At 74.5% G+C, this 26,700-nt stretch carries 23 protein-coding genes; all 23 read right to left on the bottom strand.

What is annotated here, in order from left to right:
- Window positions 1-22: 22 nt before the first annotated feature.
- Complete coding sequence (locus AAG589_RS10245; protein ID WP_430567111.1) at window positions 23-574, bottom strand: NUDIX hydrolase; 552 nt, start codon at window positions 572-574, stop codon at window positions 23-25.
- Window positions 571-4,158 (bottom strand): DNA polymerase III subunit alpha, encoded by a 3,588-nt coding sequence (gene dnaE / locus AAG589_RS10240; RefSeq protein ID WP_430567110.1) that lies wholly within the window; start codon window positions 4,156-4,158, stop codon window positions 571-573. The genes AAG589_RS10245 and dnaE overlap by 4 nt, the downstream gene beginning before the upstream one ends.
- Window positions 4,159-4,249: 91 nt before the next feature.
- The gene (locus AAG589_RS10235) at window positions 4,250-4,666 is read right to left on the bottom strand and encodes a DUF1232 domain-containing protein (protein WP_430567109.1); all 417 of its coding nucleotides are present in this window, start codon (window positions 4,664-4,666) and stop codon (window positions 4,250-4,252) included.
- 6 nt (window positions 4,667-4,672) lie between these two features.
- Window positions 4,673-5,611 (bottom strand): RluA family pseudouridine synthase, encoded by a 939-nt coding sequence (locus tag AAG589_RS10230; protein ID WP_430567108.1) that lies wholly within the window; start codon window positions 5,609-5,611, stop codon window positions 4,673-4,675.
- A 2-nt stretch (window positions 5,612-5,613) separates the two neighbouring features.
- The gene (locus tag AAG589_RS10225) at window positions 5,614-6,303 is read right to left on the bottom strand and encodes a signal peptidase II (RefSeq protein WP_430567107.1); all 690 of its coding nucleotides are present in this window, start codon (window positions 6,301-6,303) and stop codon (window positions 5,614-5,616) included.
- A gap of 54 nt (window positions 6,304-6,357) precedes the next feature.
- Complete coding sequence (locus AAG589_RS10220) at window positions 6,358-6,819, bottom strand: TraR/DksA family transcriptional regulator (protein ID WP_430567106.1); 462 nt, start codon at window positions 6,817-6,819, stop codon at window positions 6,358-6,360.
- A 158-nt stretch (window positions 6,820-6,977) separates the two neighbouring features.
- Window positions 6,978-7,613: a DivIVA domain-containing protein gene (locus tag AAG589_RS10215; protein ID WP_430567105.1), complete on the bottom strand. Its 636-nt coding sequence runs from the start codon at window positions 7,611-7,613 to the stop codon at window positions 6,978-6,980.
- Window positions 7,614-7,822: 209 nt separating this feature from the next.
- Window positions 7,823-8,116 (bottom strand): YggT family protein, encoded by a 294-nt coding sequence (locus tag AAG589_RS10210; protein ID WP_430567104.1) that lies wholly within the window; start codon window positions 8,114-8,116, stop codon window positions 7,823-7,825.
- A gap of 111 nt (window positions 8,117-8,227) precedes the next feature.
- Window positions 8,228-8,698, bottom strand: a complete 471-nt coding sequence (locus AAG589_RS10205) for a cell division protein SepF (protein ID WP_430567103.1) — start codon at window positions 8,696-8,698, stop codon at window positions 8,228-8,230.
- A 156-nt stretch (window positions 8,699-8,854) separates the two neighbouring features.
- A complete protein-coding gene (gene pgeF / locus AAG589_RS10200; RefSeq protein ID WP_430567102.1) occupies window positions 8,855-9,676 on the bottom strand; it encodes a peptidoglycan editing factor PgeF in 822 nt (273 codons plus the stop codon).
- 7 nt (window positions 9,677-9,683) lie between these two features.
- Window positions 9,684-11,036, bottom strand: a complete 1,353-nt coding sequence (gene ftsZ, locus AAG589_RS10195; RefSeq protein WP_430567101.1) for a cell division protein FtsZ — start codon at window positions 11,034-11,036, stop codon at window positions 9,684-9,686.
- A gap of 209 nt (window positions 11,037-11,245) precedes the next feature.
- Entirely contained in the window at window positions 11,246-12,004 is a 759-nt protein-coding gene (locus AAG589_RS10190) for a cell division protein FtsQ/DivIB (RefSeq protein ID WP_430567100.1), read from the bottom strand.
- Window positions 12,005-12,246: 242 nt separating this feature from the next.
- Window positions 12,247-13,770 (bottom strand): UDP-N-acetylmuramate--L-alanine ligase, encoded by a 1,524-nt coding sequence (gene murC, locus AAG589_RS10185; protein WP_430567099.1) that lies wholly within the window; start codon window positions 13,768-13,770, stop codon window positions 12,247-12,249.
- The gene (gene murG, locus AAG589_RS10180) at window positions 13,767-14,942 is read right to left on the bottom strand and encodes an undecaprenyldiphospho-muramoylpentapeptide beta-N-acetylglucosaminyltransferase (protein WP_430567098.1); all 1,176 of its coding nucleotides are present in this window, start codon (window positions 14,940-14,942) and stop codon (window positions 13,767-13,769) included. The genes murC and murG overlap by 4 nt, the downstream gene beginning before the upstream one ends.
- A gap of 10 nt (window positions 14,943-14,952) precedes the next feature.
- A complete protein-coding gene (gene ftsW, locus AAG589_RS10175; RefSeq protein ID WP_430567097.1) occupies window positions 14,953-16,329 on the bottom strand; it encodes a putative lipid II flippase FtsW in 1,377 nt (458 codons plus the stop codon).
- A 38-nt stretch (window positions 16,330-16,367) separates the two neighbouring features.
- On the bottom strand, window positions 16,368-17,840 hold the full coding sequence (murD, locus tag AAG589_RS10170) for a UDP-N-acetylmuramoyl-L-alanine--D-glutamate ligase (RefSeq protein ID WP_430567096.1): 1,473 nt from the start codon (window positions 17,838-17,840) through the stop codon (window positions 16,368-16,370).
- Entirely contained in the window at window positions 17,837-18,919 is a 1,083-nt protein-coding gene (gene mraY, locus AAG589_RS10165) for a phospho-N-acetylmuramoyl-pentapeptide-transferase (protein WP_430567095.1), read from the bottom strand. The genes murD and mraY overlap by 4 nt, the downstream gene beginning before the upstream one ends.
- Window positions 18,916-20,373 carry a UDP-N-acetylmuramoyl-tripeptide--D-alanyl-D-alanine ligase gene (locus AAG589_RS10160; protein ID WP_430567094.1) on the bottom strand — a complete coding sequence of 486 codons (1,458 nt, stop codon included), beginning with the start codon at window positions 20,371-20,373 and terminating at the stop codon, window positions 18,916-18,918. The genes mraY and AAG589_RS10160 overlap by 4 nt, the downstream gene beginning before the upstream one ends.
- Window positions 20,370-22,010 (bottom strand): UDP-N-acetylmuramoyl-L-alanyl-D-glutamate--2,6-diaminopimelate ligase, encoded by a 1,641-nt coding sequence (locus AAG589_RS10155; RefSeq protein ID WP_430567093.1) that lies wholly within the window; start codon window positions 22,008-22,010, stop codon window positions 20,370-20,372. Before AAG589_RS10155 ends, AAG589_RS10160 begins: the two co-directional genes overlap by 4 nt.
- Before the next feature lie 95 nt (window positions 22,011-22,105).
- Window positions 22,106-24,091, bottom strand: a complete 1,986-nt coding sequence (locus AAG589_RS10150) for a peptidoglycan D,D-transpeptidase FtsI family protein (protein WP_430567092.1) — start codon at window positions 24,089-24,091, stop codon at window positions 22,106-22,108.
- 107 nt (window positions 24,092-24,198) lie between these two features.
- Window positions 24,199-24,630 (bottom strand): hypothetical protein, encoded by a 432-nt coding sequence (locus AAG589_RS10145; protein ID WP_430567091.1) that lies wholly within the window; start codon window positions 24,628-24,630, stop codon window positions 24,199-24,201.
- Entirely contained in the window at window positions 24,627-25,658 is a 1,032-nt protein-coding gene (gene rsmH / locus AAG589_RS10140) for a 16S rRNA (cytosine(1402)-N(4))-methyltransferase RsmH (protein ID WP_430567090.1), read from the bottom strand. Before rsmH ends, AAG589_RS10145 begins: the two co-directional genes overlap by 4 nt.
- A 231-nt stretch (window positions 25,659-25,889) precedes the next feature.
- Complete coding sequence (gene mraZ, locus AAG589_RS10135) at window positions 25,890-26,324, bottom strand: division/cell wall cluster transcriptional repressor MraZ (protein WP_429762671.1); 435 nt, start codon at window positions 26,322-26,324, stop codon at window positions 25,890-25,892.
- Window positions 26,325-26,700 lie beyond the last annotated feature (376 nt).

Genomic DNA, 26,700 nt, shown 5'->3' with positions numbered 1-26,700 from the left:
CGGCCACCGCCGGGCGCCTGGGTCAGCCGCCGGCCGCGCCCTCGAAGCCGTCCGTCAGGATCGGCGGGACGCGCGTGCCGTGCCGCCCCTCGTCGTGCAGCGCGCGCAGCACCACCAGCTCGTGCGGCACGACCGGGTCGGGCAGCGCGACGAACGGGAACCAGCGCAGGTCGCCGACCTTGGCCGGCTCGCGGACCTCGGGGCTGCCGCGCCAGCGCGTGGCCGTGAAGAAGAAGTCGACGCGCTGCTCGAGGGCGGGACCGCCGGGCTGGCCCCGGTGCATCGTCGTGACCGGGACGAGGTCCGCGGGGTCGATGTCGACGCCGAGCTCCTCGCGCGCCTCGCGGACCGCGGCCGCGCGGACGGACTCCCCCTCCTCGACGTGCCCGGCCGCCGCGGCCGCCCAGTGCCCGTCCCGGAACCCGGTCCCCTGCCGCAGCTGCAGCAGCACCTGGCCCTCGCGCCGCAGGTACACGTACGCCGCGGGCACGACGCGGAACCGGTGGTCGGCCGAGCCGTCGTCCCCGGTCTCGACAGGCTCGACCGGCGAGGTCGGCTCGACCGGCGCCGTCATGACAGGCAGCTCGGGCCGAGGAGGGCCTTGAGGTCGCCGAACAGCGCCGGCGACTTCTCCACCCGCAGCGTGTCGGCCGCGCGGACCACCGTCCGCTTGCCCGGCTCCGCGACGCTCACGTGCACCTCCGCGGAGCCCGGGTGCGTGGCGAGCACCTCGCGCAGCCGCACCATGACGGGCTCGACGCAGCGGGTGTGCGGCACGGTGACCAGCACGGGCGCGTCGGCGACGGCGGACGTGTCCGGCAGCGAGACCTCCATCGCCTGCAGCTGCATCTGGTCGTCCCGGCGCCGCACCCGGCCGCGCAGCGTCACGACCTGGTCCTCGGCGAGGATCGTCGAGTACGCGAGGTACGTCTCGCCGAAGAACATCACCTCGACGGCGCCCTCGAGGTCCTCGACGGTCACGGCCGCCCAGGGGTTGCCGTTCTTGCTCATCTTGCGCTGCACGCTGGTGAGCAGCCCCGCGACCGTGACCTGCGAGCCGTCCGGGCGACCCTCGTCGGCCATGAGCGAGGCGATCGACGTGTCCGCCGCACGGGCAAGCACGTGCTCGAGCCCCGACAGCGGATGGTCCGAGACGTACAGGCCGAGCATCTCCCGCTCGAACGCCAGCCGCTGCTTCTTGTCCCAGTCGGGCAGGTCGGGCACGTCGACGGCGAACGTCATCGCCGCGTCCTCCTCCGCCCCGCCAAAGCCGGCGAAGAGGTCGAACTGGCCCTCGGCCTCCTTGCGCTTGACGGAGATCACCGAGTCGACGGCCTGCTCGTGCACCACGAGCAGCGCGCGACGCGGGTGGCCGAGCGAGTCGAACGCCCCTGCCTTGATGAGGGACTCGATGGTGCGCTTGTTGCAGACCACGGCCGGCACCTTGTCGAGGAAGTCCGTGAACGAGGTGAACGCGCCCTTCTCCTCGCGCGTGGCGATGATCGCGTCCACGACGTTGGCGCCGACGTTGCGGATCGCCGTCAGGCCGAACCGGATGTCCTCGCCGACGGCGGTGAACTTCGCGGCCGAGTCGTTGACGTCGGGCGGCAGCACCGTGATGTGCATGCGACGGCACTCGCCCAGGTAGAGCGCCATCTTGTCCTTGTCGTCCCGCACGCTCTGCAGCAGGCCCGCCATGTACTCGGTCGGGTAGTTCGCCTTGAGGTACGCCGTCCAGTACGAGACGACGCCGTACCCGGCCGAGTGCGCCTTGTTGAACGCGTACCCGGCGAACGGGACGAGGGTGTCCCACACGGCCTGGATCGCGGGCTTGGAGTAGCCGCGCTCCTTCATGCCCGCCTCGAACGGGACGAACTCCTTGTCGAGGATCTCCTTCTTCTTCTTGCCCATCGCGCGGCGCAGCAGGTCCGCCTGGCCGAGCGAGTACCCGGCGAGGATCTGCGCGGCGCGCTGCACCTGCTCCTGGTAGACGATGAGGCCGTAGGTCTCGTCGAGGATCTCGCTCAGCGGCTCGGCGAGCTCCGGGTGGATCGGCTCGATCTTCTGCATGCCGTTCTTGCGCAGGGCGTAGTTGATGTGCGAGTTCATGCCCATCGGCCCCGGCCGGTACAGGGCGATGACGGCGGAGACGTCCTCGAAGTTGTCCGGCCGCATCTGGCGCAGCAGCGAGCGCATCGCGCCGCCGTCGAGCTGGAACACACCCAGCGTGTCGCCGCGCGCCAGCAGGTCGTAGGTGGCCTTGTCGTCGAGCTCGACCGTCTCGATCGCCACCGGCTCCTTGCCGTTCATGACGATGTTCTCGAGCGCGTCGTCGAGGATCGTGAGGTTGCGCAGCCCGAGGAAGTCCATCTTGATGAGGCCGAGGCCCTCGGACGTCGGGTAGTCGAACTGCGTGATGACCGCGCCGTCCTGCGGGCGCCGCATGATCGGGATGATGTCGATCAGCGGGTGGCTCGACATGATGACGCCGGCCGCGTGCACGCCCCACTGCCGCTTCAGGCCCTCGATGCCCCGGGCCGTCTCGACGACGCGCTGCGCCTCGGGGTCGGCGTCGTGCACGGCGCGGAACTCGGCGGCCTCGGCGTACCGCTCGTGCTTCGGGTCGAAGATCCCGGACAGCGGGATGTCCTTGCCCATGACGGCCGGGGGCATCGCCTTGGTGAGCTTCTCCCCCATCGCGAAGGGGAAGCCGAGCACGCGCGAGCCGTCCTTGAGCGCCTGCTTGGCCTTGATCGAGCCGTAGGTGACGATCATCGCCACCCGGTCGTCGCCGTACTTCTCGGTGACGTACCGGATCACCTCGGCGCGCCGGCGCTCGTCGAAGTCCACGTCGACGTCGGGCATGGAGATGCGCTCGGGGTTGAGGAAGCGCTCGAAGATCAGGCCGTGCTTGAGCGGGTCGAGCTCCGTGATGCCCATGACGTAGGACACCATCGAGCCGGCCGCCGACCCACGGCCGGGGCCCACGCGGATGCCCTGCTCCTTGGCCCAGTTGATGAAGTCGGCCACCACGAGGAAGTACCCCGGGAAGCCCATCTGGATGATGACCCCGACCTCGTAGTCCGCCTGCTTGCGCACGTCGTCGGGGATGCCGTCGGGGTAGCGGCGGCGCAGGCCGTTCTCGACCTCCTTGACGAACCAGCTGACCTCGTCCTCGCCGTCCGGCACCGGGAACCGCGGCATGTAGTTCGCCTTGGTGTCGAACGAGACCTCGCAGCGCTCGGCGATGAGCAGGGTGTTCTCGATCGCCTGCGGCAGCTCCGAGAACAGGCGGCGCATCTCGGCTCCCGAGCGCACGTAGAACGTGTCGCCGCTGAACGCGAACCGGCTGCCCCCCTGGTCGTACGTCGGCTCGTCGAGCGTCGACCCGGAGTTCACGGCGAGCAGCACCTCGTGCGAGTGCGCGTCCTCCCGCTTCGTGTAGTGCAGGTCGTTGGTGGCCACGAGCGGCGCGTCGATGTGCTCGGCGAGGCGCAGCAGGTCCTTGTACGTGCGGGACTCGATCTCGATCCCGTGGTCCATGAGCTCGACGAAGAAGTTCTCCTTGCCGAGGATGTCCTGCAGCTCGCCGGCGGCGCGCACCGCCTCGTCCCACTGGCCCAGCCGCAGGCGCGTCTGCACCTCGCCCGAGGGGCAGCCCGAGGTGCCCATGAGCCCCTTGCCGTACGTCTCCAGGAGCTCGCGGTCCATGCGCGGCCACTTGCCCATCTGGCCGTCGAGGGACGCCAGGGACGACGCGCGGAAGAGGTTGTGCATCCCCTCGTTGTCGCGCGCCCAGAGCGTCATGTGCGTGTACGCGCCGCCCGCGGAGACATCGTCGCGGCGCTGGTGCTGCTCGCCCCACAGCACCTTGGTGCGGTCGTGCCGGCTGGTGCCCGGGGTCACGTACGCCTCGACGCCGATGATCGGCTTGACGCCGTGCTTCTGCGCCGTGCTCCAGAAGTCGAACGCGCCAAACAGGTACCCGTGGTCCGTGATCGCGACGGCCTTCTGGCCGAGCCGCGACACCTCGCTGAACAGGTCGTTCATCCGGGCCGCGCCGTCGAGCATCGAGTACTCGGTGTGCACGTGCAGGTGGACGAAGTCGTCCTCGGAGGTACCGGTCGGCTGGGCGGTGGAGGAACCTGCGTCGGGCATGGACCGAGTCTAGGCAGTCGCCTCCGACACTCCCGACCGCCCCGCCGAGGGGAACCTCACAGGGCGCGGGACAGGGCGCGGGCGACGCCCGTCACCACCGCACCAGCAGGCGCAGCACGGCCAGGCCGTCCTCGGTGCCGGGCCAGTGCCGGCGCACGACGTCGGGCCCCGCGCTGCGCACGACGGCCCGCAGCACGAGCGCCACGACGACGACGTCGTCCGCCCAGCCGAGCACCGGGACGACGTCGGGGACCACGTCGAACGGCATCGCCAGGTAGCCCATCAGCACGACGAGCAGCGCGCGCACGCGGCGCGACAGCGTGCGGTCCCCCGCGAGCCTTCGCACCAGGCGCAGCACGTCCGGCAGCAGCCGCACCACCCCGCGCAGGGACCCGCGGCCGGTCCGCCGCCGCACGACGAGCAGCCCGACGGCCAGCAGCGCCCAGAGGGCGAGCAGGGCGGCCGCGAGGCCGAGCAGGACGTCCGCCCACCAGGGCAGGTCGGGCACGAGGGCCTACCGGTAGTCCCCGCGCACGACCTCGAGCGCGTGCGCCAGGTCGTCCGGGTACTCGCTGGCGACCTCCACCCAGCGGCCGCTCACCGGGTGCTCGAAGCCGAGCCGCACCGCGTGCAGCCACTGGCGCTCGAGCCCCACCTTCGACGCGAGCACCGGGTCCGCGCCGTACGTGAGGTCGCCCACCAGCGGGTGCCGCACCGCCTGGAAGTGGACGCGGATCTGGTGGGTGCGCCCGGTCTCGAGGTGCACCTCGACGAGCGACGCGGCCGGCAGCATCTCGAGCACCTCGTAGTGCGTGACGGAGTGCTTGCCGTCCGCGACGACGGCGAACTTGTAGTCGGCGCTCGGGTGCCGCCCGATCGGGGCGTCGATGGTGCCGGTCGTGGGCTCGGGGTGCCCCTGCGCGAGCGCGTGGTACACCTTGTCGACCGTGCGCTCCTTGAACGCCCGCTTGAGGCCGCTGTACGCCGCCTCGCTCTTGGCCACCGCCATGAGGCCGGACGTGCCGACGTCCAGCCGGTGCACGATGCCCTGCCGCTCCGCGGCGCCGGACGTCGCGATGCGGTAGCCGGCGGCGGCCAGCGCGCCGACCACGGTCGGCCCGGTCCAGCCCGGCGACGGGTGCGCCGCGACCCCGACCGGCTTGTCGACGACGACGACGTCGTCGTCCTCGTACGCGATCCCCATCCCGGGCACCGGCTCGGCGACGACGGGCGCCGCGGGCCGCGCGTCCGGCACCGTGACCTCGAGCCTGCCGCCGGCGACGACCCGGTCGGACTTGCCGACCTCGCGCCCGTCCAGGAGCACCGCCCCGGAGGCGGCGAGCTCCGCCGCCTGGGTGCGGGAGAAGCCGAGCATCCGCGCGAGCGCGGCGTCGACCCGCTCGCCCGCGAGGCCGTCGGGCACGGGCAGCGTGCGGGTGGACCCGGCCGCCATCGTCAGCGCCCCTCGGGGGTCGCGGCCGGGGCGTCGCCGGCCTCGACGTGCCGACGGCCGTCCAGGCCGATCCCCCGGAACGACAGGATGACGATCAGCACCGCCGCGGCCACGATGGCGATGTCGGCGACGTTCCCCACGAACACGCCGTAGTCGATGAAGTCCACGACGTGCCCGCGCGCGAACCCGGGGTCGCGGAAGAACCGGTCGCCCAGGTTGCCCAGCGCGCCGCCCAGCAGCAGGCCGAGGGCCACGGCCCAGCCCGTGGAGCCGATCCGGCGGATGGCGCGCACGATGATCACCACCACGATCACCACCACGATCGTGAGGATCCACGTCATACCGGTGGCGATGGAGAGGGCCGCGCCCGGGTTGTAGATCAGCCGGAGCTGCAGGAGCTCCCCGATCAGGGGCTTCGGGTCGTCGCCCCAGACGAGGGCGGACTCCGCCCACCACTTCGTGAGCTGGTCGACGAGCAGCACGAGGGCGGCGAGCACGAAGGTCCCGAGGATCAGCCTGCGGCGCCTCGCCCCGGGCACCGGGGCCTCGGCCTCCTCGGCGACGGCGGGCGCGCCCGCGTCCCCCGCGGGGACGGCGTCAGCGGGCGGCGCGTCCGTCCCGGGCGACTCGGGGGCGCCGTCGCGCGGCGCGGGCTCAGGGGCCGGGGCGGAGCCGGCGGGCGTGGTCGACATCGTGCGCCAGTCTAGGCGGACGGCGCCGTCGGCCGTGCCGGCGCGGCACCGCCGTCAGCGCCGCTCTTCGCGCGCCTTCGCCTCCACCGACAGCGTGGCCCGGGGGAACGCCTGGAGGCGGGCCTTCCCGATAGGCAGGCCGGTGATCTCGCAGGTGGCGTAGGTGCCCTTGCGGATGCGGTCGACGGCGTGCGTGGTCTGGGCGAGCAGGTCGCGCATGTTGTTCACCAGGGTGAGCTCCTGCTCGCGCTCCAGCGCGCTCGAGCCGTAGTCCGCCTGGTCGTCGCCCGCTCCGTCGCCCGAGTTGCGCAGCAGGTCCGACAGCTCCTGGTCGGCGGCCGCGAGCTCGCGCTCGAGGCGCTCCTTCTCCTCGAGCAGGAAGGCCGCCAGCTCCTCCACCTCGTGCAGGGTCCAGGGCTCCTCGCCGTCGCGGACCGGGAACGACTTCACGTCCCGCGCGAGGTGCGGGAAGTTCTCGCGCAGTGCCGCGCGCGTGGTGGTCGAGAGCTTGGCCATCGGTGCCCTTTCGTTGGTGCGTCGACGACGAGTCACCGCAGCGTAAGTGCGCCGAGCGGCCCGCACAACAGCACGCGCCCGAAGGGCGTGCGTGTCGTGCGGGCCGCTCGGCGTGAGGTGCGACGAAGGAGCGGGGTGCGCGGGGTGACGGCCCCCGCTCAGAGCTCCGAGCCGCGACCGGCGGCGGCGTTCTGCCGCTGGGGCGGCAGGGCCGAGCCGCGGGCGTCGAGGTCGCCCAGCAGGTTCTGCAGGAAGCTCTTGAGCCGCGTGCGGTAGTCCCGCTCGAACAGGCGGAGCTCGTCGATCTTGCGCTCGAGGAGCGAGCGCTCCTGCTCGAGCTGCGAGAGGGTGCGGTGGCTGGTCTCCTCGGCCTCGCGGACGATGCGCGAGCCCTCCGACTTGGCCTCCGAGATGAGACGGTCGCCCTCCTCCTGGCCGGAGCGCACGTAGTCGTCGTGCAGCTTCTGGGCCAGCTGGAGCATCCCGGTGGCGGACTCCGGCTCCGCGGGCTGCTGCTTCGCGGCGGCCGCCGGCGCGGGGGCCGGGGTGGGGGCGGGAGCCGGGGTCGGCGTCGGCTGCGCCTGCTGGGCAGCGTCCGAACGGCTCAGCTCCGCGACCCGGTGCTCCGCCGCGGTGAGCTTGGAGCGCAGGTCGTCGTTCTCCTCCTGGACCGCCGTGAGCGTCCGCACGACCTCGTCGAGGAAGTCGTCGACCTCTTCGACGTCGTAGCCCTCGCGGAACTTGGTCGCGGCGAACTTCTTGTTCAGGATGTCCTCTGCCGTCAGCAGCGCCATCGTCTCACCTCATCGTTCTTGCAGGGTCGGTGGGACCCGGTTCCCGGGCCGTCTGGATGACCACGGTAGCGGACGCCTCGGCGGGCGACCTGCCCGACGAGGCCGGGTCGTCCCGCCCACACGACGTCTTCACAGGTCAGCACCGGGTCGCTCGCCCGGAGCAGGCTCGCACCCGGTCCCAGGTCACACCGGGCCCGGCGCCGGGACGGTCAGGTAGCGGCCAGGAACGAGGCCACCCGCATGAGGATGCCCGTGCCGATGAAGAGCACCAGGAACGCGATGTCCAGGCGGATCTGACCGAGGGTCAGCGGCGGGATCAGCCCGCGCAGGAACCGCAGCGGCGGGTCGGTGACGGTGTACACCGCCTCGGCGATGACGAGCAGCACGCCCTTCGGCCGCCAGTCGCGCGCGAAGAACTGCACCCAGTCGAAGACGAGCCGGACGATGAGGCACAGCAGGAACAGCCACAGGACGAGGTAGACCAGGTTGAAGACGAGGCTCACGGGTCGAACCTACCCGAGCACGACGCAGGGCCGGGGCAGGACTGCCCCGGCCCTGCCGGACGGTGCGATCGATGGGCGATCGGCGTGCGATCGGCGCTCTCGGGCGCGCGGTCAGCTCTGGTTGTAGAACGCCCCGCGGCCGGCGACCTTCTCCGCGGGCGGCTCCTCGCCCGCGATCTCCACGTGCTCCGGCGAGAGCAGGAAGACCTTGTTCGTCACGCGCTCGATCGACCCGCGCAGCCCGAAGATCAGGCCGGCAGAGAAGTCCACGAGGCGCTTGGCGTCGGCGTCGTCCATGTCCGACAGGTTCATGATCACGGGCGTGCCGCCCCGGAACGCCTCGCCGATGGTCCGGGCGTCGTTGTACGAGCGCGGATGGATGGTCGTGATGCGTCGCAGGTCGGAGGCGATCACCGACTCGCTCCCTCCGCCGCGGTGCAGCGGGGTGACCTGCGCCTGGTAGTCGTCACGGTCGCGCACCGGTGCCTCCAGCTCCTCGTACTCGTCGAGGTACTCCTCCGACTCACCCTGGTCGTCGGCGAGCCCCAGGTACAGCATCGTCTTGCGAAGCGCTCCGCCCATCGCCTTGCTCCGTTCGTCGCCACGTCCCGCCCTCCGTCCCGGACGGTGTCACGACGGTAACCACGCCCGCGGCGGCATCGGCGCACGACACGCCGGTGTGTCGCGCGTCGTGGGCGTGTCCGCCCTGCTCGGCGGAGCGCCCGCCACCGGCCGGGCTCAGGCGAGCACGACGACCCCCGCCTGACGCCCGGTCGTGGCGCCCTGGGCCGTGGCCCGACGGTGGGAGAAGAGGTCCGTGTCCGTGAGCGTGCACCGGTCCACCCGGACGGCGTCCACCCCGTGGTGCGCGAGCTGGGCGACGACCCCCGCCGGGAGGTCGAGCCCGGGGGTGCCCGCCGTCGTCGTCGCCCAGGCCTCGGGCACGACGGCGGCGACCTCCTCGCGCATCTCGGCCGGCACCTCGTAGCAGGCGCCGCAGACGGCCGGCCCCACCGCGGCCCGCAGCTGCGCGGCCCGTGCCCCGCGGGCGAGCATCTGCTCGACGACGCGGTGCACCACCCCCGCGGCGACGCCCTTGCGCCCCGCGTGCGCGACGGCCACCACGCGGGCCACCGGGTCCGCGAGCACGACCGGCACGCAGTCCGCGACCAGGACGCCGAGGCCGAGGCCGGGCTCTGCCGTCACCATCGCGTCGGCCGCGCCCGCCGCCCCCGGCGGCTCCGCCGACGACCACTCGGCGAGCTCGTCGGCGCCCAGGCCCAGGACGCGGTCCCCGTGCACCTGCGCGGCGAACGCCACCGGCGCGCCGACCCACTCCCCGAGCCGGGCCCGGTTCTCCCGCACCCGGACCGGGTCGTCACCCGTCGACGTGCCCAGGTCGAGCGACGACCACGGGGCGGGCGACACCCCGCCGTGGCGCGTGGTGAAGCCCGCCACGACGCCCTCCCCGAGGTCCACCCGCAGCAGCCCTGCACCGAACTCGTCCGGCAACAACGCCTCCTGGGCCCAGCCGACCGCGCCGTCCAGACGTCCGCTCACCCGTGGCTCACTTGAGGAAGTCGGGCACGTCGAGCTCCTCGGCGGGACGACGCGGCTCGTCGAACAGCCGCGGCACCTCGACCGGCCGCTCGACCGTGACACCCTCGCCCTCGGCGTCCTCGACCACCGTGAACGGGCGGCGCTGCTCCGCGGGCCGCGAGCCGACCGGCGGGGCCGGCGGAGCGTCGAGGCTCACGGGGACGTCGTCCGGCTCGGCCGGGATCGGCCGGGGCTGCACGGAGGCCGCCGGCACCGACGCGGTGGCCGGCTGCGGCGGGCGCGGCGGCGCGGACTGCGTCCCGGGCTGCGCCGCGGACGTCACCGTCGCGCCGCCCTCGCCGACCGTGACCGCCGGCTTGGCCGGCGCGCCGGCGATCTGGCCGAGACCGCGGCCGTCCTTGCGCGCCTGCGGCACGCCGCCGTCGAACCCGGCGGCGATGACCGTGACCCGCACCTCGTCGCCGAGCGCGTCGTCGATGACGGTGCCGAAGATGATGTTCGCCTCGGAGTGCGCCGCCTCCTGGACGAGGCGCGCGGCCTCGTGCACCTCGAAGAGGCCGATGTCGCTGCCGCCCTGGATCGACAGCAGGACGCCGTGCGCACCGTCGATGGAGGCCTCGAGCAGCGGCGAGGAGATCGCGAGCTCGGCGGCCTGCACCGCGCGGTCCTCGCCCCGTGCCGAGCCGATGCCCATGAGCGCCGACCCGGCCCCCTGCATCACGGACTTCACGTCCGCGAAGTCGAGGTTGATGAGGCCCGGCGTCGTGATGAGGTCGGTGATGCCCTGGACGCCGGAGTGCAGCACCTGGTCGGCCGAGTGGAACGCGGCGATCGCCGAGACGCTCTTGTCCGACATCGACAGGAGCCGGTCGTTGGGGATGACGATGAGGGTGTCGACCTCCTCGCGGAGGGTGTCGATGCCCTGCTCGGCCTGCACGGAGCGGCGGCGTCCCTCGAAGGTGAAGGGGCGCGTCACGACGCCCACCGTCAGGGCGCCCAGCGACCGGGCGATGCGCGCCACCACGGGGGCGCCGCCCGTGCCGGTGCCGCCGCCCTCGCCCGCCGTCACGAAGACCATGTCGGCGCCCCGCAGGACGTCCTCGATCTCCTCGGCGTGGTCCTCGGCCGCCTTCTTGCCGACCTCGGGGTCGGCGCCGGCGCCCAGGCCACGCGTGAGCTCGCGACCGACGTCGAGCTTGACGTCGGCGTCCGACATCAGCAGCGCCTGCGCGTCGGTGTTGATGGCGATGAACTCGACACCCTTGAGCCCGACCTCGATCATGCGGTTCACGGCGTTCACGCCGCCACCGCCGATACCGACCACCTTGATCACTGCCAGGTAGTTCTGCGGAGTTGCCACGTCGTTGCCTCTCGGGTCGTTCCTTGTCCCGACGTCCGGTCCTCGCTCCCCCGTCGCCCCGCCGGCCGACCCGCGGGTCTAACCTTAAGGTTCGAGTTGAGGGTTAGAGTTATGTCAGGTTGCTGCTGCGATCGACGGTAGGCGGCGCGACGGGCACGACGCCGGACGTGGGTCGGCGTGTCGCGCGCGCCCGGTGCTTGCGTGCCCGCTCATCGGGTCACCGGCAGCTCGGGCGACGACACGTCGATGGTGCGCGCGCCCTCGTCGAGCTTCCGCAGCGTCCGTACCGCCTCGACCTTGAGCGGCAGGTCGGAGCTGCCGCCCCAGCGGACCGTGGTGCCGTCCTCCAGCACCGTCTCGACGGCGTCCTGCGTGTCGGCGCTCACGTGCTCCACCTGGCCCGCGAGCTTCGCCGGGAGCGCGGCCAGCACGTGCAGCGCCGCCTGCAGTGCCAGCGCGTCGTCGAGCGGCACGTCCACCTGGGGCAGGCCCTTGGGTGCCGCCTCGCGCGTCGCCACGCGGACACCGGACGAGTCGAGCAGCGCCAGCCGGTCACCGTCGGGCACCGCGGCCACGGGGACCCGCGGCGCGAGCTCCACGACGAGCCCGTGGGGCCACGCCCGCGCGATCCGCACGTCCTTCACCCCGCGCAGCCCGAGCACCTGCTCCCGCATCGCCACCGTGTCCAGGCGCGGCAACGGCGTGCCGTCCGGCGCCTCGGCGATCTCGCGCACCGCGTCCTCGTCGACGTACCGCCCCGCGCCGGTGACGGTCACCTCGGCCTTCTCCAGGGCGAGCACCGGCGACCAGAGCGCCACCCACGCGAGGCCCCCGACGAGCGCCAGCGCGAGCACCCACGCCAGCACCCGGCGCCACGCGCGGTGCCGGCGCATCGCGGTGCGCTCGGCGAGCCGGTCGGCCATCGCCGTCGAGACCCGGGGCGGGACGACCTGGCCGGCCGGAACCACCGCCGTCGCGGCGGTGCGCGGTGCGGGGGCGGGCTTCGAGGACGCCTTCGCGGGCGCCCCGTCGCGAGACGGCCTGCCCGCCGGCCCCGCCGCCGGCGTGCCTGTCGGCGCGGTCGCCGCCCCGCGCCCGGACGACGCCGGCACCGCGGGGTTCGACCTCGTCGCCGGGGACCGGCGTGCGCCGGCACCGGACGAGCCCGACGTCGTGCGAGGTGTCGGGCGGGGGCGGGCTGGCGGTCGCATCACCCCATGGTCTCGTCGCGGGCGGCGGCCGCCCCGCGCGCCACGCCGGAGGTGCGCGCGGCCAGGTCGGCGAGGATCACCGGGCCGAGCTCGGTGACGTCGCCCGCGCCGACGGTGAGCACCAGGTCGCCCGGCCGAGCGAGCGCCGAGACGACGTGGGCCGCCTCGAGCCGGTCCTGGACCGCGCGCACGCCGCCGCCGGACGACGTCCGCTCGAGCAGGTCGGTGATCGTGCGCGGCCCGACCTGCGGGTCGACGTCCTCGCGGGCGCGGTAGACGCCGGTGACGACGACCTCGTCCGCGAGCGCCAGCGCCGCCGCGAACCGGTCGGCGAAGATCCGCGTCCGCGAGTACAGGTGCGGCTGGAAGAGCACGACGATGCGGCCGTCGCCCGCCACCGGGCGGGCGGCCCGCAGCAGCGCCTCCACCTCGGTGGGGTGGTGGTCGTAGCTGTCGAACACCCGCACGCCGTCGACCTCGCCCTTGGGCTCGAAGCGGCGCCCCGTGCCCACGAAGGTCCCGGCGCCCGCGACGGCCGCCCCCGGCTCGGCGCCGAGCAGCACCGCCGTCACCACGGCCGCCGTCGCGTTGAGCGCGTTGTGCGCGCCGGGGACGGACAGGCGCAGCGCGCGCGGCTCGTCGCCGAGCGGGCCGCCCGACACGACCGCCTCCACGGTTCCGGCTCCGACGACGACGTCGCGCACGCGCACGTGGGCCCCCGCGGCCCCGCCGTACGTCACGACGGTCCCGCCCGCGGCCCGGTGCGCGGCCGCCAGCGCCGCCGAGCCGGCGTCGTCGGCGCACGCGACGAGCGTCCCGCCCGGGACGATGCGTCCGGCGAACTCCTCGAAGGCCCGCTCGAACGCCTCCTGCGAGCCGTAGTGGTCGAGGTGGTCCGGTTCGACGTTGGTCACCACGGCCACCGTCGGGGCGTAGTTGAGGAACGAGCCGTCGGACTCGTCCGCCTCGGCCACGAGCACGTCGGAGGCGCCGAGGTGGCCGCCGGGCACCGAGCCCTCGTGGCCGTCGGCGTCCCGCACCCGCACCGTGCCCCCGATCGCGAACGACGCGTCGACGCCGCACGCGCGCAGCACGGTCGCGACCATGGCGGACGTCGTGGTCTTGCCGTGCGCTCCCGCGACCGCCACCGCGCGCCGGCCCAGCATCAGCGACGCGAGCGCCTGGGAGCGGTGCAGCACGCGGATCCCGGCCGTGCGGGCCGCGGCCAGCTCCGGGTTGGTCTCCCGGACCGCGGAGGACACGACGACCGTGTCGACCAGGGGCGTGCCGTCCGGCCCCACGACGTGGGCCGCGTCGTGCCCGACCCAGACCCGCACGCCGTCGGCGCGCAGCGCCTCGAGGGCGGGGCCGGCCGCCGCGTCGGAGCCCTGCACCTGGACCCCGCGAGCCGCGAGGAGCCGCGCGACGACGGAGACCCCCGCGCCGCCCACCCCGACCAGGTGCACGCGGCCGAGCTCCTCGACTCCCAGCGCCGGGGGGCGCGTCGACCCGGCGGCGCTCACGCCTGCCGCCCGGTGCCCGCACCCGTGGCCGCCTGCGCGACCGCCTCGGCCACGAGGTCGGCCACACGCGTGGCGCCGTCGCGCACCCCGGTGGCCCGGGCCGCGGACGCCATCGCGTCGAGCCGCGGCCGGTCGGCCAGCAGCGCCGGCACGTTCTCGGCCACCCAGGCGGGCGTGAGGTCGGCGTCGTCGACGAGGAGGCCGCCGCCCGCCTCCACGAGCGGCGCGGCGTTGAGCCGCTGCTCGCCGTTGCCGATGGGCAGCGGCACGTAGACGGCGGGCACGCCGAGGGCGGCGAGCTCGCACACCGTGCCCGCGCCCGACCGCGCGACGACGAGGTCGGCGACCGCGAGGGCGAGCTGCATCTCGGACAGGTACTCGCGCACCTGGTACCGCGCGGCCTCGTGCCCGCCCGCGGCCGTGGCGGCGTCGACGGCGGCCCGGACGGGCCCGTCCTTGCCCTTGCCCGTGAGGTGCAGCACCTGGACGCCGGCGCGCAGCAGCGCCTCCACGGAACCGGCGAGCGCGGCGTTCACCGACGCCGCCCCGGACGAGCCGCCCGTCACGACGAGCGTCGGCAGCCCGGCGTCGAGCCCGAGCGCGTCGGCGGCCTGCACCCTCGCGGCCACCGGGTCCGCCTCGCGGGCGGCGACGAGCTCCGCGATCTCGGCCCGCAGCGGCAGGCCCACGACCTGGGCGCCCGGCAGCGGCGTCCCCGGGAAGGTCGCCCCGACGCGCGCCGCCCAGCGGGCGCCGAGCTTGTTGGCCAGGCCGGCACGGGCGTTCTGCTCGTGGATCACCACGGGGACGCCCCGGCGCCGGGCGGCGAGGTACGCGGGGGTCGAGACGTACCCGCCGAAGCCGACGACGGCCTGCGCGCCGATCTCGTCGATCGCGGCCTCCGCCGCCTTCACCGCGGCGCTCAGCCGGCCGGGCAGCCGCAGGAGGTCGACGCTCGGGCGACGCGGCAGCGGCACGCGCGGGATCGGCCACAGCCGGTAGCCGCGCTCCGGGACGAGCTCGGCCTCGAGACCGGAGGTGGTGCCCAGGGCGAGGATCCTGGCCTCCGGCTCGCGGGCGCGGAGCTCGTCCGCGACGGCGAGGAGGGGGTTGACGTGGCCGGCGGTGCCGCCCCCGGCGAGGACGACGGACGTGACTGCAGAGCTCTTCACACGCAGGACCCTATCGGCCGCCGTCGCCCCCGCGGCGCCGTGCTCCCCCGCCGTCGGCGCGGCGCCCGCTCCGGCGCGCCAGGACCGCGACCGAGCGCTTGACGACGCTCCGGCGCGCGGCGAGCGCCTCCGCGGCGCCCGGCTCGCTGCGCGCGAAGCTGATCACGACGCCGAGCGCCACCATCGTCGTGACCAGGGCGGACCCGCCCGCCGACACCAGGGGCAGCGGGACGCCGATCACCGGCAGGACGCCGATCACCACGCCGATGTTCACGAAGGCCTGGCCCACGATCCAGCAGCCGATCGCGGCCGTGGTGATCTTCACGAACGGGTCCGGGTGCCGCCGGACCACCCGCGCCATCGCGATCCCGAGGACCGCGAACAGCGCGAGCACCAGGAGCGTGCCGAGCAGGCCCAGCTCCTCGCCGATCACGGAGTAGATGAAGTCGTTGTGCGCCTCGGGCAGGTACTTCCACTTCTCGCGGCTGGCGCCCAGGCCGACGCCGAACAGGCCGCCGGTGCCGAGCCCGTACATGCCGTGGATCGACTGGTAGCACTCGCCCTGCTCGTCGGTGCAGCTGCCGTACGTGGCGAGGATGCGGGTGAGGCGGTCCGAGCCGTTCTGGTTGACGATGAACGTCCACCCGACGAAGAGCGCCGCGCTCACCGCGCCGAGCCCCAGCATGGCGGCCGGGGCGCCCGAGACCCAGTACGCGCCCAGCCCCAGCGCGGCGAGGATCAGCGCCGTGCCCAGGTCGTGACCGGCCATGACGAGACCGAGCACGGCCCCGAGGCCCAGCACGCCGGGGACGACCGCCTGGCCCCAGCTGCCCAGCAGGTGCTGCTTGCGACCGAGCACCGCGCCCAGCCAGATCGCGAGCGCCAGCTTGGCCAGTTCCGACGGCTGGAACTGGATCGGGCCCAGGACCAGCCAGTTCCGGTTGCCGTTGACGAGCTTGCCGACGAACGGCACGGCCACCAGCAACCCGAGGGCGACGATCATCGCCGGCCAGGCCAGCCGCTTGTACCAGCGCACGGGCAGCCGCGAGGCGACCAGCATGAGGGGCAGGCCGATCAGGGCGAACCGGGCCTGCACCAGGAACGCGGCGAACGGCGAGTCCCCCGCGGCGATGGAGGTCACGGTCGAGCTGGACAGCACCATCACGAGGCCGATCACGAGCAGCATCCCGGTGGCCCCGACGAGCAGGAAGTAACTCGTGACGGTGCTGTTCCACTGGCCGAGCCACGGGCGCTCGGAGCCCCGGCGCTGCGTCGCCGCGGGCTTCCGCGGCGCACGTCCCTGCGACGCGCGCGGGGCGGACGCGCCCTTCGACGGGCGGCCGGACGACCCCTGCGAGCCCCGTCGGGTGCCCGTCGTGACCGCCATCCGACACCCCTCGATCGTCCTCGCGGCGCCGCGGGCGCCTACAGCTCCGCCACGGCCGTGGCGAACGCCTCCCCCCGCTGGGCGTAGGAGGCGAACTGGTCCATGGACGCGCCGGCGGGCGCCAGCAGGACGGTGTCCCCGGGGCGAGCCAGGTCCCGTGCCGCCGCGACCGCGCGTCGCATCACCGACCCAGTGTCGCCGGGATCGACCACGACGACGGGGATCTCGGGCGCGTGTCGGGCCAGCGCCCCGCGGATCGGCTCCGGGTCGACGCCGATGACGACGGCCGCCCGCAGCCGGTCGGCCCGGTCGGCGACGAGGGAGTCGAACGCCGCCCCCTTGGCGAGCCCGCCCGCCACCCACACCACGGTGCCCGCGTCGTACGCGCCGAGCGAGGCCGCCGCGGCGTGGGCGTTGGTGGCCTTGGAGTCGTCCACCCAGGCCACGCCGTCGAGCTCGCGGACGCGCGCGATGCGGTGCGCCCCGGGTCGGAACGCGCGCAGGCCGTCGCGCACGGCGGCGGCGGGCACGCCGTGCGCCCGGGCGAGCGCCGCCGCCGCCAGCGCGTTCGCGACGACGTGGGCCGGCGGCGGCCCGCCCGCCGGCGCGAGGTGGGCAAGGTCGGCGAGCGTGCCGAGCTCGGCGGCCGTCCGCTGCCGGTCGCGCGCGCCGGGCTCCGCGTGGAAGGCGCGGTCGACGAGCAAGTCCTCCACGACGCCCAGCTGCCCCGGGCCCGGGGCGCCGAGGGTGAAGCCGACGGCGAGGGCGCCCTCGGACACGTCGGCGTCGCGCACGAGCTGCTCGGTGCGCGGGTCGGCCGCGTTGTACACGCACGCCACCTGCGCCCGGGCGTAGATCCGGCCCTTGTCCGCCGCGTACGCCTCGAGCGACCCGTGCCAGTCGAGGTGGTCGGCGGCCACGTTGAGCACCGCCGCCGCCTCGAACGACGTCGTGAGCGTGTGGTGCAGCTGGAAGCTCGACAGCTCCACCGCGAGGACGTCGAGCGACGGGTCCTGCGCCGCCTGCACGACGGGGGTGCCGACGTTGCCGACGGCGGCGGTCCGCAGCCCCGCCGCGGCGAGGATCGACGCCAGCATCTCGACGGTCGTCGTCTTGCCGTTCGTGCCCGTGACGGCGAGCCAGGGCGCGGGCCCGCGCGCGCCGTGGGCGCCGGGCGTCCGGTCGACGCGCAGCCGCCAGGCGAGCTCGACCTCGCTCCACACCGGGACCCCCGCGGCGCGGGCCGCGGTCAGCAGCGGGGTGCTCGGCGCCCAGCCCGGGGACGCGACCACGAGGTCCGCGTCAGCCACGAGCCGCTCGGCCACGGCGGGGTCGTCGGCGTCGCGCACGTCGGCGTCCTCGGCGCGGCCGTCGACCGTCACCACCGAGGCCGCCCGGCCGGCCGCACCGTCCGACGCACCGTCCGACAGAGCCGCGACGACCGCGCGGCCGGTCACGCCGAGCCCCGCCACGACGACGCGCGCGCCGTCGGGCAACGACCCCTGCGTCACGTGGCCACCCACTCGGCGTAGAAGACGCCCATGCCGAGGGCCGCGAACAGGCCGGCGATGAGCCAGAACCGGATGACGATCGTGACCTCGCCCCACCCGGACAGCTCGAAGTGGTGGTGCAGCGGGGCCATCTTGAACACGCGTCTCCCGGTGAGCTTGAAGAAGCCGATCTGGATCACGTCGGACATGACGATGACGACGAAGAGCCCGCCGATGATGGCGGCGAGGATCTCGGTGCGCGACAGGATCGAGATGCCGGCCAGGGCGCCGCCGAGGGCGAGCGAGCCGGTGTCGCCCATGAAGATCCGCGCGGGGCTGGCGTTCCACCACAGGAAGCCGATGCAGGCGCCCGCGATGGCGGCGGCGACGATCGCCAGGTCCTGCGGGTCGCGCACCTCGTAGCAGCGCGGACCGGCCGCGGCGAGCCGCTGGCACGACTGGTTGAGCTGCCAGATGCACACCAGGACGTACGCCCCGAAGACGATGATCGACACGCCGGTCGCCAGGCCGTCCAGGCCGTCCGTGAGGTTCACCGCGTTGGACCAGGCCGTGATGAGGAAATTCGCCCAGATCACGAAGAGGATGAGCCCGACCGTGACGCCGGCGAACGCCAGGTCGAGGTTGGTGTCGCGCAGGAACGAGATGCGCGTGGAGGCGGGCGTCCGGGCGTTGGCGTTGGGGAACTGCAGCGCGAGCACCGCGAAGCTGATCCCGACGAAGCCCTGGCCGATGATCTTCGCCTTCGGCGTGAGCCCCAGGGACCGCTGCTTGCGGATCTTCGTGAAGTCGTCGAGGAACCCGACCAGACCGAGCCCCGTCATGAGGTAGAGGCACAGCAGGGCCGACGCGCTCGGCGGCCGGCCCGCGACCAGCATCGACACCGCGACGCCGACCAGGGCCGCCGCGATGATGACCACCCCGCCCATCGTCGGGGTGCCGCGCTTGGTGAAGTGCGCCGTCGGCCCGTCCTGGCGGACGAACTGGCCGTAGTTCCGGTGGATGAGGAACCGGATGAACAGGGGCGTGCCGAAGAGGGCGACCAGGCCGGAGACGCCGGCCGAGACCAGGATCGCGATCACGGGGCGACCTCCGCGGCGGCGCCGCCCGCGGCGAGCTCGTCGCCGAGCCGCCACAGCCCGGACCCGAGGGAGGACTTCACGAGGACGACGTCGCCCGGGGTGAGCGCCTCGGCGAGCACCGCGCGCGCGGCGTCGAGGTCAGGCACGAAGACCGACTCCTCTCCCCAGGACCCCTCCTGCAGGGCCCCCTCGTGGATGTGGTACGCCCCGTCGCCGACGACGACGAGGAGCTTGACGTTCAATCGCACCACGAGCCGGCCGATCGCGTCGTGCGCGGCGCGCGAGCCGTCCCCGAGCTCGAGCATCTCCCCCAGCACGGCGACGGAGCGGCGCGTGCGGCCCGCCATGACGGCGAGCGCGCGCAGCGCGGCGCGCATCGAGTCCGGGTTGGCGTTGTAGGCGTCGTCGATCACGGTGACGCCGTCGGGCCGCTCGGTGACCGCCATGCGGTGCGGGCTGACGGGGGTCGCGCGGGACAGGCCGTCGGCCACGCGCGCGACGGCGGCTCCGGTCGCGCCGCCGAGCGCGAGCACGGCGGCCGCCGCGGCGAGCGCGTTGCTCACGTGGTGCGCGCCCACCAGGCGAAGGCTCACCGGGACGGGCTGCCCGCCCGCGACCACGAGCCCGAACGTCGCCCGTCCGGAGGCGTCCACCTCGACGTCGGCGGCACGCACGTCCGCGGACGGGATGGTGCCGAACCGGGTGACGGTGTGCTCGGGGGTCGCGAGCGACGCCATCGCCGCGACGCGCTGGTCGTCGGCGTTGAGCACGACCGTGCCGCCCGGCACCACCCCGGTGACCATCTCGGCCTTGGTGCGCGCGATCGCCTCGACCGAGCCGAACTTGCCCACGTGGGCCACGCCCACCGCGAGCACGATGCCGACGTCGGGCGGCGCGATCCGCGTGAGGTACGCGATGTTGCCCGGGCCGTCGGCGCCCATCTCCAGCACGAGGAACCGGGTGGCCTCGGTGACGCGCAGCACGGTCAACGGCAGGCCGACCTCGTTGTTGAACGACCCGGTGGGCACCACCAGGCCGTCCTCCGGCAGCACGCCGTCCGGGAGCAGGTCCCCCAGGAGCTGGCCCAGCAGGTCCTTGGTCGTCGTCTTGCCCACCGAACCCGTGACCGCGACGACCCGCAGGTCGCCGGCGGCCCGCACGCGCGCCAGGACGGCGCGCGCCAGCTCGCCGAGCGCGGCCTGCACGTCGTCGACGACGACGGTGGGCACGCCCTCGAGCTCACGGGCGGCGAGGACCAGCGCGGCCCCCGCCTCGACGGCGCCGTGGGCGTAATCGTGCCCGTCGACCCGCTCGCCGGGCAGGGCGACGAAGAGCCCGCCGGCCTCGACGCGGCGGGAGTCCACGACGACGGGCCCGGTCACGGGCGTGGCGGCGTCGGCGTGCAGCCGTCCCCCGGTCGCCTCGGCGACGTCGGCGGCGGTCAGCGCGATCATGCGGTGGTCCTCTCGTGCCGCCGCTGCAGCGCGCGGCGGGCCTCGTCCCGGTCGTCGAGCTCGAGGTCGACGCCCGCGACCTCCTGGATGGTCTCGTGGCCGCGGCCCGCGACGAGGACGGTGTCGTCCGCCCCCGCCTCGAGCACGGCCGTCTCGATCGCGGACGCGCGCGGCGCCGCCTCGGTCACGACGACGTCGCGCCCCGCCTCGTGGGCGGCGTCGCGGGCCGCCCGGGCCCCGTCGAGCACGGCGGCGCGCACGGCGGCGGCGTCCTCGCCGTGCGGGTCGTCGTCGGTGACGACGACGACGTCCGCGCCGGCGACGGCGGCCGCGCCCATGGCGGGCCGCTTGCCCTTGTCGCGGTCGCCCGTGGCCCCGAAGACGACGACGAGCCGGCCGGTCGTGGTCGGGCGCAGGGCCGCGAGCGCGAGCTCGAGCGCCTCGGTGTTGTGCGCGAAGTCCACGACGACGCGCGGGTGCCCGTCGCCGCCCGGGCCCACGACCTCCATGCGCCCCGGCACGACCGCCGAGAGCCCGTCGGCCGCGGCGAGCGCCTCGGCCACGTCCTCGAGGTGCGCCCCGCCCTCGAGCACCATCGCGACGGCCAGCGCGGCGTTGGCCACGTTGAACCCGCCGGGCAGGGACGTCGAGGTGCGCAGGGACCGGCCGTCGGCGTGCGTGAGAGTGAAGGCGGAGCCGGTGCCGTGCGGGGCGACGTCGGTGACGGTCCAGTCGGCCGCCGGCTCGCCGTCGCGCGGCGCGCGGGTGCGCAGCGTCGCGACCGGCACCTGCGCGGCGGCGGCCATGCGCTCGCCCCACGCGTCGTCCACCACGACCACGCCGCGTCGGGAGTGCTCCGGGGTGAACAGCGACGCCTTCGCGTCGAAGTAGGACTGCAGGTCGCCGTGGAAGTCCAGGTGGTCCTGGCTGAGGTTGGTGAAGCCCGCGACGCCGAACTCGATCCCGTCCACGCGGTGCATCGACAGCGAGTGCGACGAGACCTCCATCGCCAGCGTGCGGACCTCGGCCTCGCACATCGCCGCGAGCAGCGCCTGGAGGTCGGCGGCCTCGGGCGTGGTGAGGCGGCTCGGCAGCACCCGGTCGCCCGCGCGCATCTCGACGGTGCCGATGAGGCCGCCGGTCCAGCCGAGGGCCCGCAGGAGGTGGTCGAGCTGGTAGGTCGTCGTCGTCTTGCCGTTCGTGCCCGTGACGCCGAAGGTCATGAGGTGCTCGGCGGGCTCGCCGTACACCCACGCCGCGACGGGCCCGAGCACGGAGCGCGGGTCCGCGGCGACCAGCACGGGGACGGCCGGGTCGAGGGCGTCGGGCCCGGACGCGAGCGCGGCGGCGCCGGCCTCGTCGGTGAGCACCGCGCGGGCCCCGCGCGCGACCGCGTCGGCGGCGAACCGCGCGCCGTGGGCGTGCGCGCCCGGGAGGGCGACGAACAGGTCGCCGCTGGAGACCACGCGGTTGTCGGACGCGACCGAGGTGACGACGACGTCGGCGGGGACCTGCGGCCGGGGGCCCTCTGCGGGGCCCGCCGGCGTCGTCACCTCGAGCCCGAAGGTCAGGGCGAGGTCCCGCACCCGCCGGGGCGTCGTGCCCGCGGGCCGGATACGGGGAAGCGGGGATGTCACGGAGAAGAACCTACCGTCTGCGCGCTGCCGGCCCGGCACCGAACGTGCCCGGCATGAGAACCGTCACGACCTCCACCTCGTCCATCGGGTGCCCCTCACCAGGTGAGGTCGTAGGGCGTGAACGGCGTGGTGCTCGGAGGCACGTCCATCTTCTGCAGGGTGTAGCCCATGAGGTCGCTGAACACCGGCGCCGCCACCACGCCGCCGTAGATCGACGACTGCGGGCTGCGCAGGAAGACGGAGACCGTGTACCGCGGGTCGTCGGCCGGCGCGACGCCGATGAAGGACGCCATGTAGGTGGTCCCCGAGCCGGTCCACATCTGGGCGGTGCCGGTCTTGCCGGCCACGCGGTAGCCCGGCACCTTCGCGTTGGCGGCGGTGCCCTCCTCCCCCACGACCGACTCCATCATCCGCATCACGGACGAGGCGGTCTTCTCGGAGACCACCCGGCTCTTGTGGGGCGCCTCGGCGGGGGTGAACGTGCCGTCCGGCGCGCGCGTGCCCGCCACCAGGCTGGGCTCCACCCGGACCCCGCCGTTCGCGACCGTCGAGAAGACCTGCGTCGCCTGCATCGCGTTCACGGCCACGCCCTGCCCGAACAGGATCGTGTACGGGGTGCGCGCGTCGTGCGCCAGCGTCTGCTGCGAGGGCAGGATGCCCGCCGACTCCCCCGGCAGTCCCAGGCCGGTCGGCTGCCCGAACCCGAACTTGCCGAGATAGTCGTAGCGGACGCCGAGCGGGATCTTCTCGCCGATCTGCACCGTGCCGGTGTTGGACGAGTGCGCCAGCACGCCCGCGAGCGTCAGCTGCTGCACCGGGTGCTCGTGCGAGTCCTTGAACGACTCCCCGTTGGGCGTCGTGTACCGGTAGGGCACCTGGAACTGGCTGTCCGGCTTCCAGTAACCCTCCTCGAGGGCCGCCGCCATGGTGATGACCTTGCCCGTGGACCCGGGCTCGAAGACGTCCTTCACCGCCCGCGAGCCGTTGGCCACGGCGGACGTCGACCGGTCGTTCGGGTCGACGTCGCCGGAGTCCGCCACCGCGAGCACCTGGCCCGTGCGGACGTCCTCCACGACGGCCATGGCGTACTGCGCCCCGGTCTTCGACACGGCGTCGTCGAGCAGCTCCTCCGCCTTCCACTGCACGTCGGCGTCGATGGTGAGCTGCACGTCGCTGCCGGGCACCGCGGGGGTCGCGTCCCGCTCGGAGTTCGGGATCCGGACGCCGTCGGCGCCGCGCTCGTAGGTGACCTTGCCGTCGGTGCCCGCGAGCACGTCCTCGTAGGCGCGCTCGAGCCCGCCCTGGCCCACCTGGTCCTGGTCGACGAAGCCCACGAGCGTGCCGGCGACGACGCCCGCGGGGTACGTGCGGCGCGACGTCAGCTCCGTGCGGATGTAGGCCTGCAGGTCGAGCTTGGCGATCGCCCGCTGCACCTCCGGCACCGCGTTGCGCTTGAGGATCACGTACCGGTCGTCGCCGTTGAGCTTGGCGGCGAGCTCGGCGGGCTGCTCGTCGAGGATCGGGGCCAGGAGCTGGGCGATGCCGAGCGCGCCGTCCTGCACCGCCTTGCCGCTCGCCGTGTCCACGCGCTGCCCGCCCTGGAAACCCTGGATCGCGAGCGTGTCGGCCGAGATCGTGTACCGGTCGACGGAGGTCGCGAGCACGCGCCCGTTCGCGTCGACGATGTCGCCGCGGTGGGCGAGCTCGACCGCGTGCGTGGTCCGCGCGTCCTGCGCCTTCGCGGCGAGCGCCGGCCCCTGGAAGATCTGCACCTGCACGAGCCGGCCCACGAACACCGCGAGGACCAGCGCGGCGACCACCATGATCCACCGCTGCCGACGCCCGGGGTCGCCGGGGCGGCCCCGGGACGCCGTGCCGGCGCGGGGGCGGGGCGGGGCTCCGCCCCCGCGCACCGCGGTCCGCCCGCTCGAGCGGGCGGCGGGAGGGTTGGCGTTCCTGCCCGACGTCGCGCTGGACGTGCGCGTCGAGCGTCCCGCGCCGGTCCGCCCCGCCCCGCCCCGGCCGGCCGCGGAGCGGGCAGCCGGTCGCGGGGATCCGTTCGCGGTGCGGGAGGTGCTCACCCCTCGAGTCTGCGGCGCCGGGCTACGGGTCGTGCGCGTCGGGCCCGGGCGTGTCGCACGACCGCGGCCCGACCCACCGGTACCGCGAGGCGGGGGCGTCCGCCCGCTCACGGCGTCTCCGCGTCGCCGATCCCGACCTTCGCGCGCTTCTCGACGCTGATCATCGTCGGGTCCTCGGCGGGGACCATGCCGAGCTTCGTGGCGCGCTCCGCGAGCGACGCCTCCGCGGCGCGCAGCTTCTCCTGGTGGCTCTGGACGTCCTGCGCCACGTGACCCACCTCGGCCTCCAGCCGGGACGCCTCGTAGGAGCCCCGCGCCATCGAGGTGTTGAGGAGCAGCGCCGCCAGCAGCGCGCCGACGAGGATCACCGCGCACAGCACGAGGAAGGGGACGCCCGACGTCGCCTGGAGCGGGGCGCGGACGGCGTCGAGGCGGCGGCCGCGGTCCGCGGCGCCGCCCGGCAGCGAGGTCAGCGGTGCGCGGCGGGGCGCCGCGGCGGGGCGGGTCCCGGGGGTGGCGGGGGCACGCAGGGCGCTCATCGGCGGTCCTCCTTGGTGGGCTTGCGGGTCTGCGCGGGGGCGCGCATGTGGTCAGGGGTGGGGCGCACGCGGCGGGCGGCCCGCAGGCGGACGGACGCCGCCCGCGGGTTGCGCTCGAGCTCGGCCTCGTCCGCCTCCTCGGCACCTCGCGTGAGGGCCTCGAGGTACGGCTTGTGCGTCTCCGGCTCGACGGGCAGGCCGGCGGGGGCGCTCGACGTCGTCCCGCGGGCGATGGCGCGCTTGACGATCCGGTCCTCCAGGGACTGGTAGGACTCGACGACGATCCGCCCACCGGTCGCCAGCGCCTCGATCGCGGCGGGCACGGCGCGCTCGAGGACCTCGAGCTCGCCGTTCACCTCGATCCGCAGCGCCTGGAACGTCCGCTTGGACGGGTTGCCGCCGGTGCGGCGCGCCGCGGCGGGGATGGACGCGCGCACCAGGTCGGCGAGCTCGCCCGTCCGCTCCCACGGGCGCTCCTCGCGACGCCGCACGATCGCTCGGGCGATGCGCGGCGCGAAGCGCTCCTCGCCGTACTCCCGCAGCACCCGGACGAGCGCGCGCTCGTCGTAGGTGTTGAGCACGTCGGCCGCCGTCTCGCCGCGCGTCTGGTCCATGCGCATGTCGAGGGGCGCGTCCTGGGCGTAGGCGAAGCCGCGGTCGGCCTCGTCGAGCTGCAGCGACGACACCCCGAGGTCCATGAGCACGCCCTGCACCCCGGGCAGGCCGAGGTCCGCGACGACGTCGCCGATCTCGTCGTAGACCGCGTGCACCGGCACGAACCGGTCGCCGAAACGGGCGAGCCGCTCCCCGGCGAGCCGCAGCGCCTGCGTGTCGCGGTCGATCCCCACGACGCGGGCGGTCGGGACCTGCTCGAGCACCGCCTCGGTGTGACCACCCATCCCCAGCGTGCAGTCGACCAGCACGCTGCCCGGCTCCGCGAGCGCGGGCGCGAGGAGGTCGACGCACCGCTGCAGCAGCACGGGCAGGTGGCGGTCCCCCGTGGGTCGTGCTCCGTCCGGTGTGCTCATCGGTGCCCCCTCTCCTCGTGCTCGTCGGTGCTGGTCGTCGGTGCTGGTCGTCGGTGCTGGTCGTCGGTACCGCTCGTCGGTCCCTGTCGGCGGGGCCCCGCCCGGCCAGGTCTCCCTCCGCGCCGTTCTGGCGCCGGGGAAGTGCGCCAGACCCTCGCGGGAGGAGGCCTCGTCGTGCGGGGCCCTGCTGCTTTCTGCTGTGCGGTTGTCGTGCTGCTCTCGTGCGGTGCCTCAGAACTGCAGGTCCGGGAAGATCTGCTCGGACGTCTCGGAGTACGACGACTCCTGCTCGGCCAGGTAGGTCTCCCAGGTGGTCCGGTCCCACACCTCGACGCGGGTGCCGGCGCCGATCACGGCGACGTCCCGGTCGAGACCGGCGTACGCGCGCAGGGCGGCCGGGATGACCACCCGTCCCTGCTTGTCCGGCAGCTCGTCGCTGGCACCCGACAGGAACACGCGCAGGTAGTCGCGTGCCTGCCGGCTGGTCACGGGGGCCTGCCGCACCTGCTCGTACATGCGGCCGAACTCGTCCATGGGGAGGAGGAAGAGGCAGCGCTCCTGCCCCCTCGTCATGACGAGGCCGGGAGCGAGTCGGGCGCGAAACTTCGCGGGGAGGATGAGCCGGCCCTTCTCGTCGAGCTTGGGGGTGTAGGTGCCGAGCAGCAGCCCGGCCCCCGGAAACGTGTCCTCCAGACCTGCCACGGCTCGCACCTCCCCTCGCGCTCCCGCAGCCTCCACGCTACTCCACTTTGCTCCACCGGGCGCGGCCAAGGATGGGGAGTTCTCCCCATCTCACCCGCTCCTCTCACAGTCCGCACACATCGCCGCAGGTCAGGGCCTCAAGGCAGGGTGGAGGGCGCGGTGGAGGCGGGTGGAGGGCCCGCGCCACGCCGGGCTCCCGCCGGCGCGCCGCGGGCCTTGTCGCGCGGTCCGTGCGCCCCGGTCGGGCCCGCAGGTCGTCCGCGGTGGCGGGTCGTGGAGCACGGTGGAGCGGGTGATCGTCGTCACGTCCGGCCCCGATTCCACTAGGCTGCGAGAACCG

The organism is Isoptericola sp. F-RaC21, assembly GCF_038593535.1.
Lineage (GTDB): Bacteria > Actinomycetota > Actinomycetes > Actinomycetales > Cellulomonadaceae > Isoptericola.
Note: the sequence above shows the minus strand (reverse complement) of the source record. Positions and strands in the feature narration are given on the sequence as shown.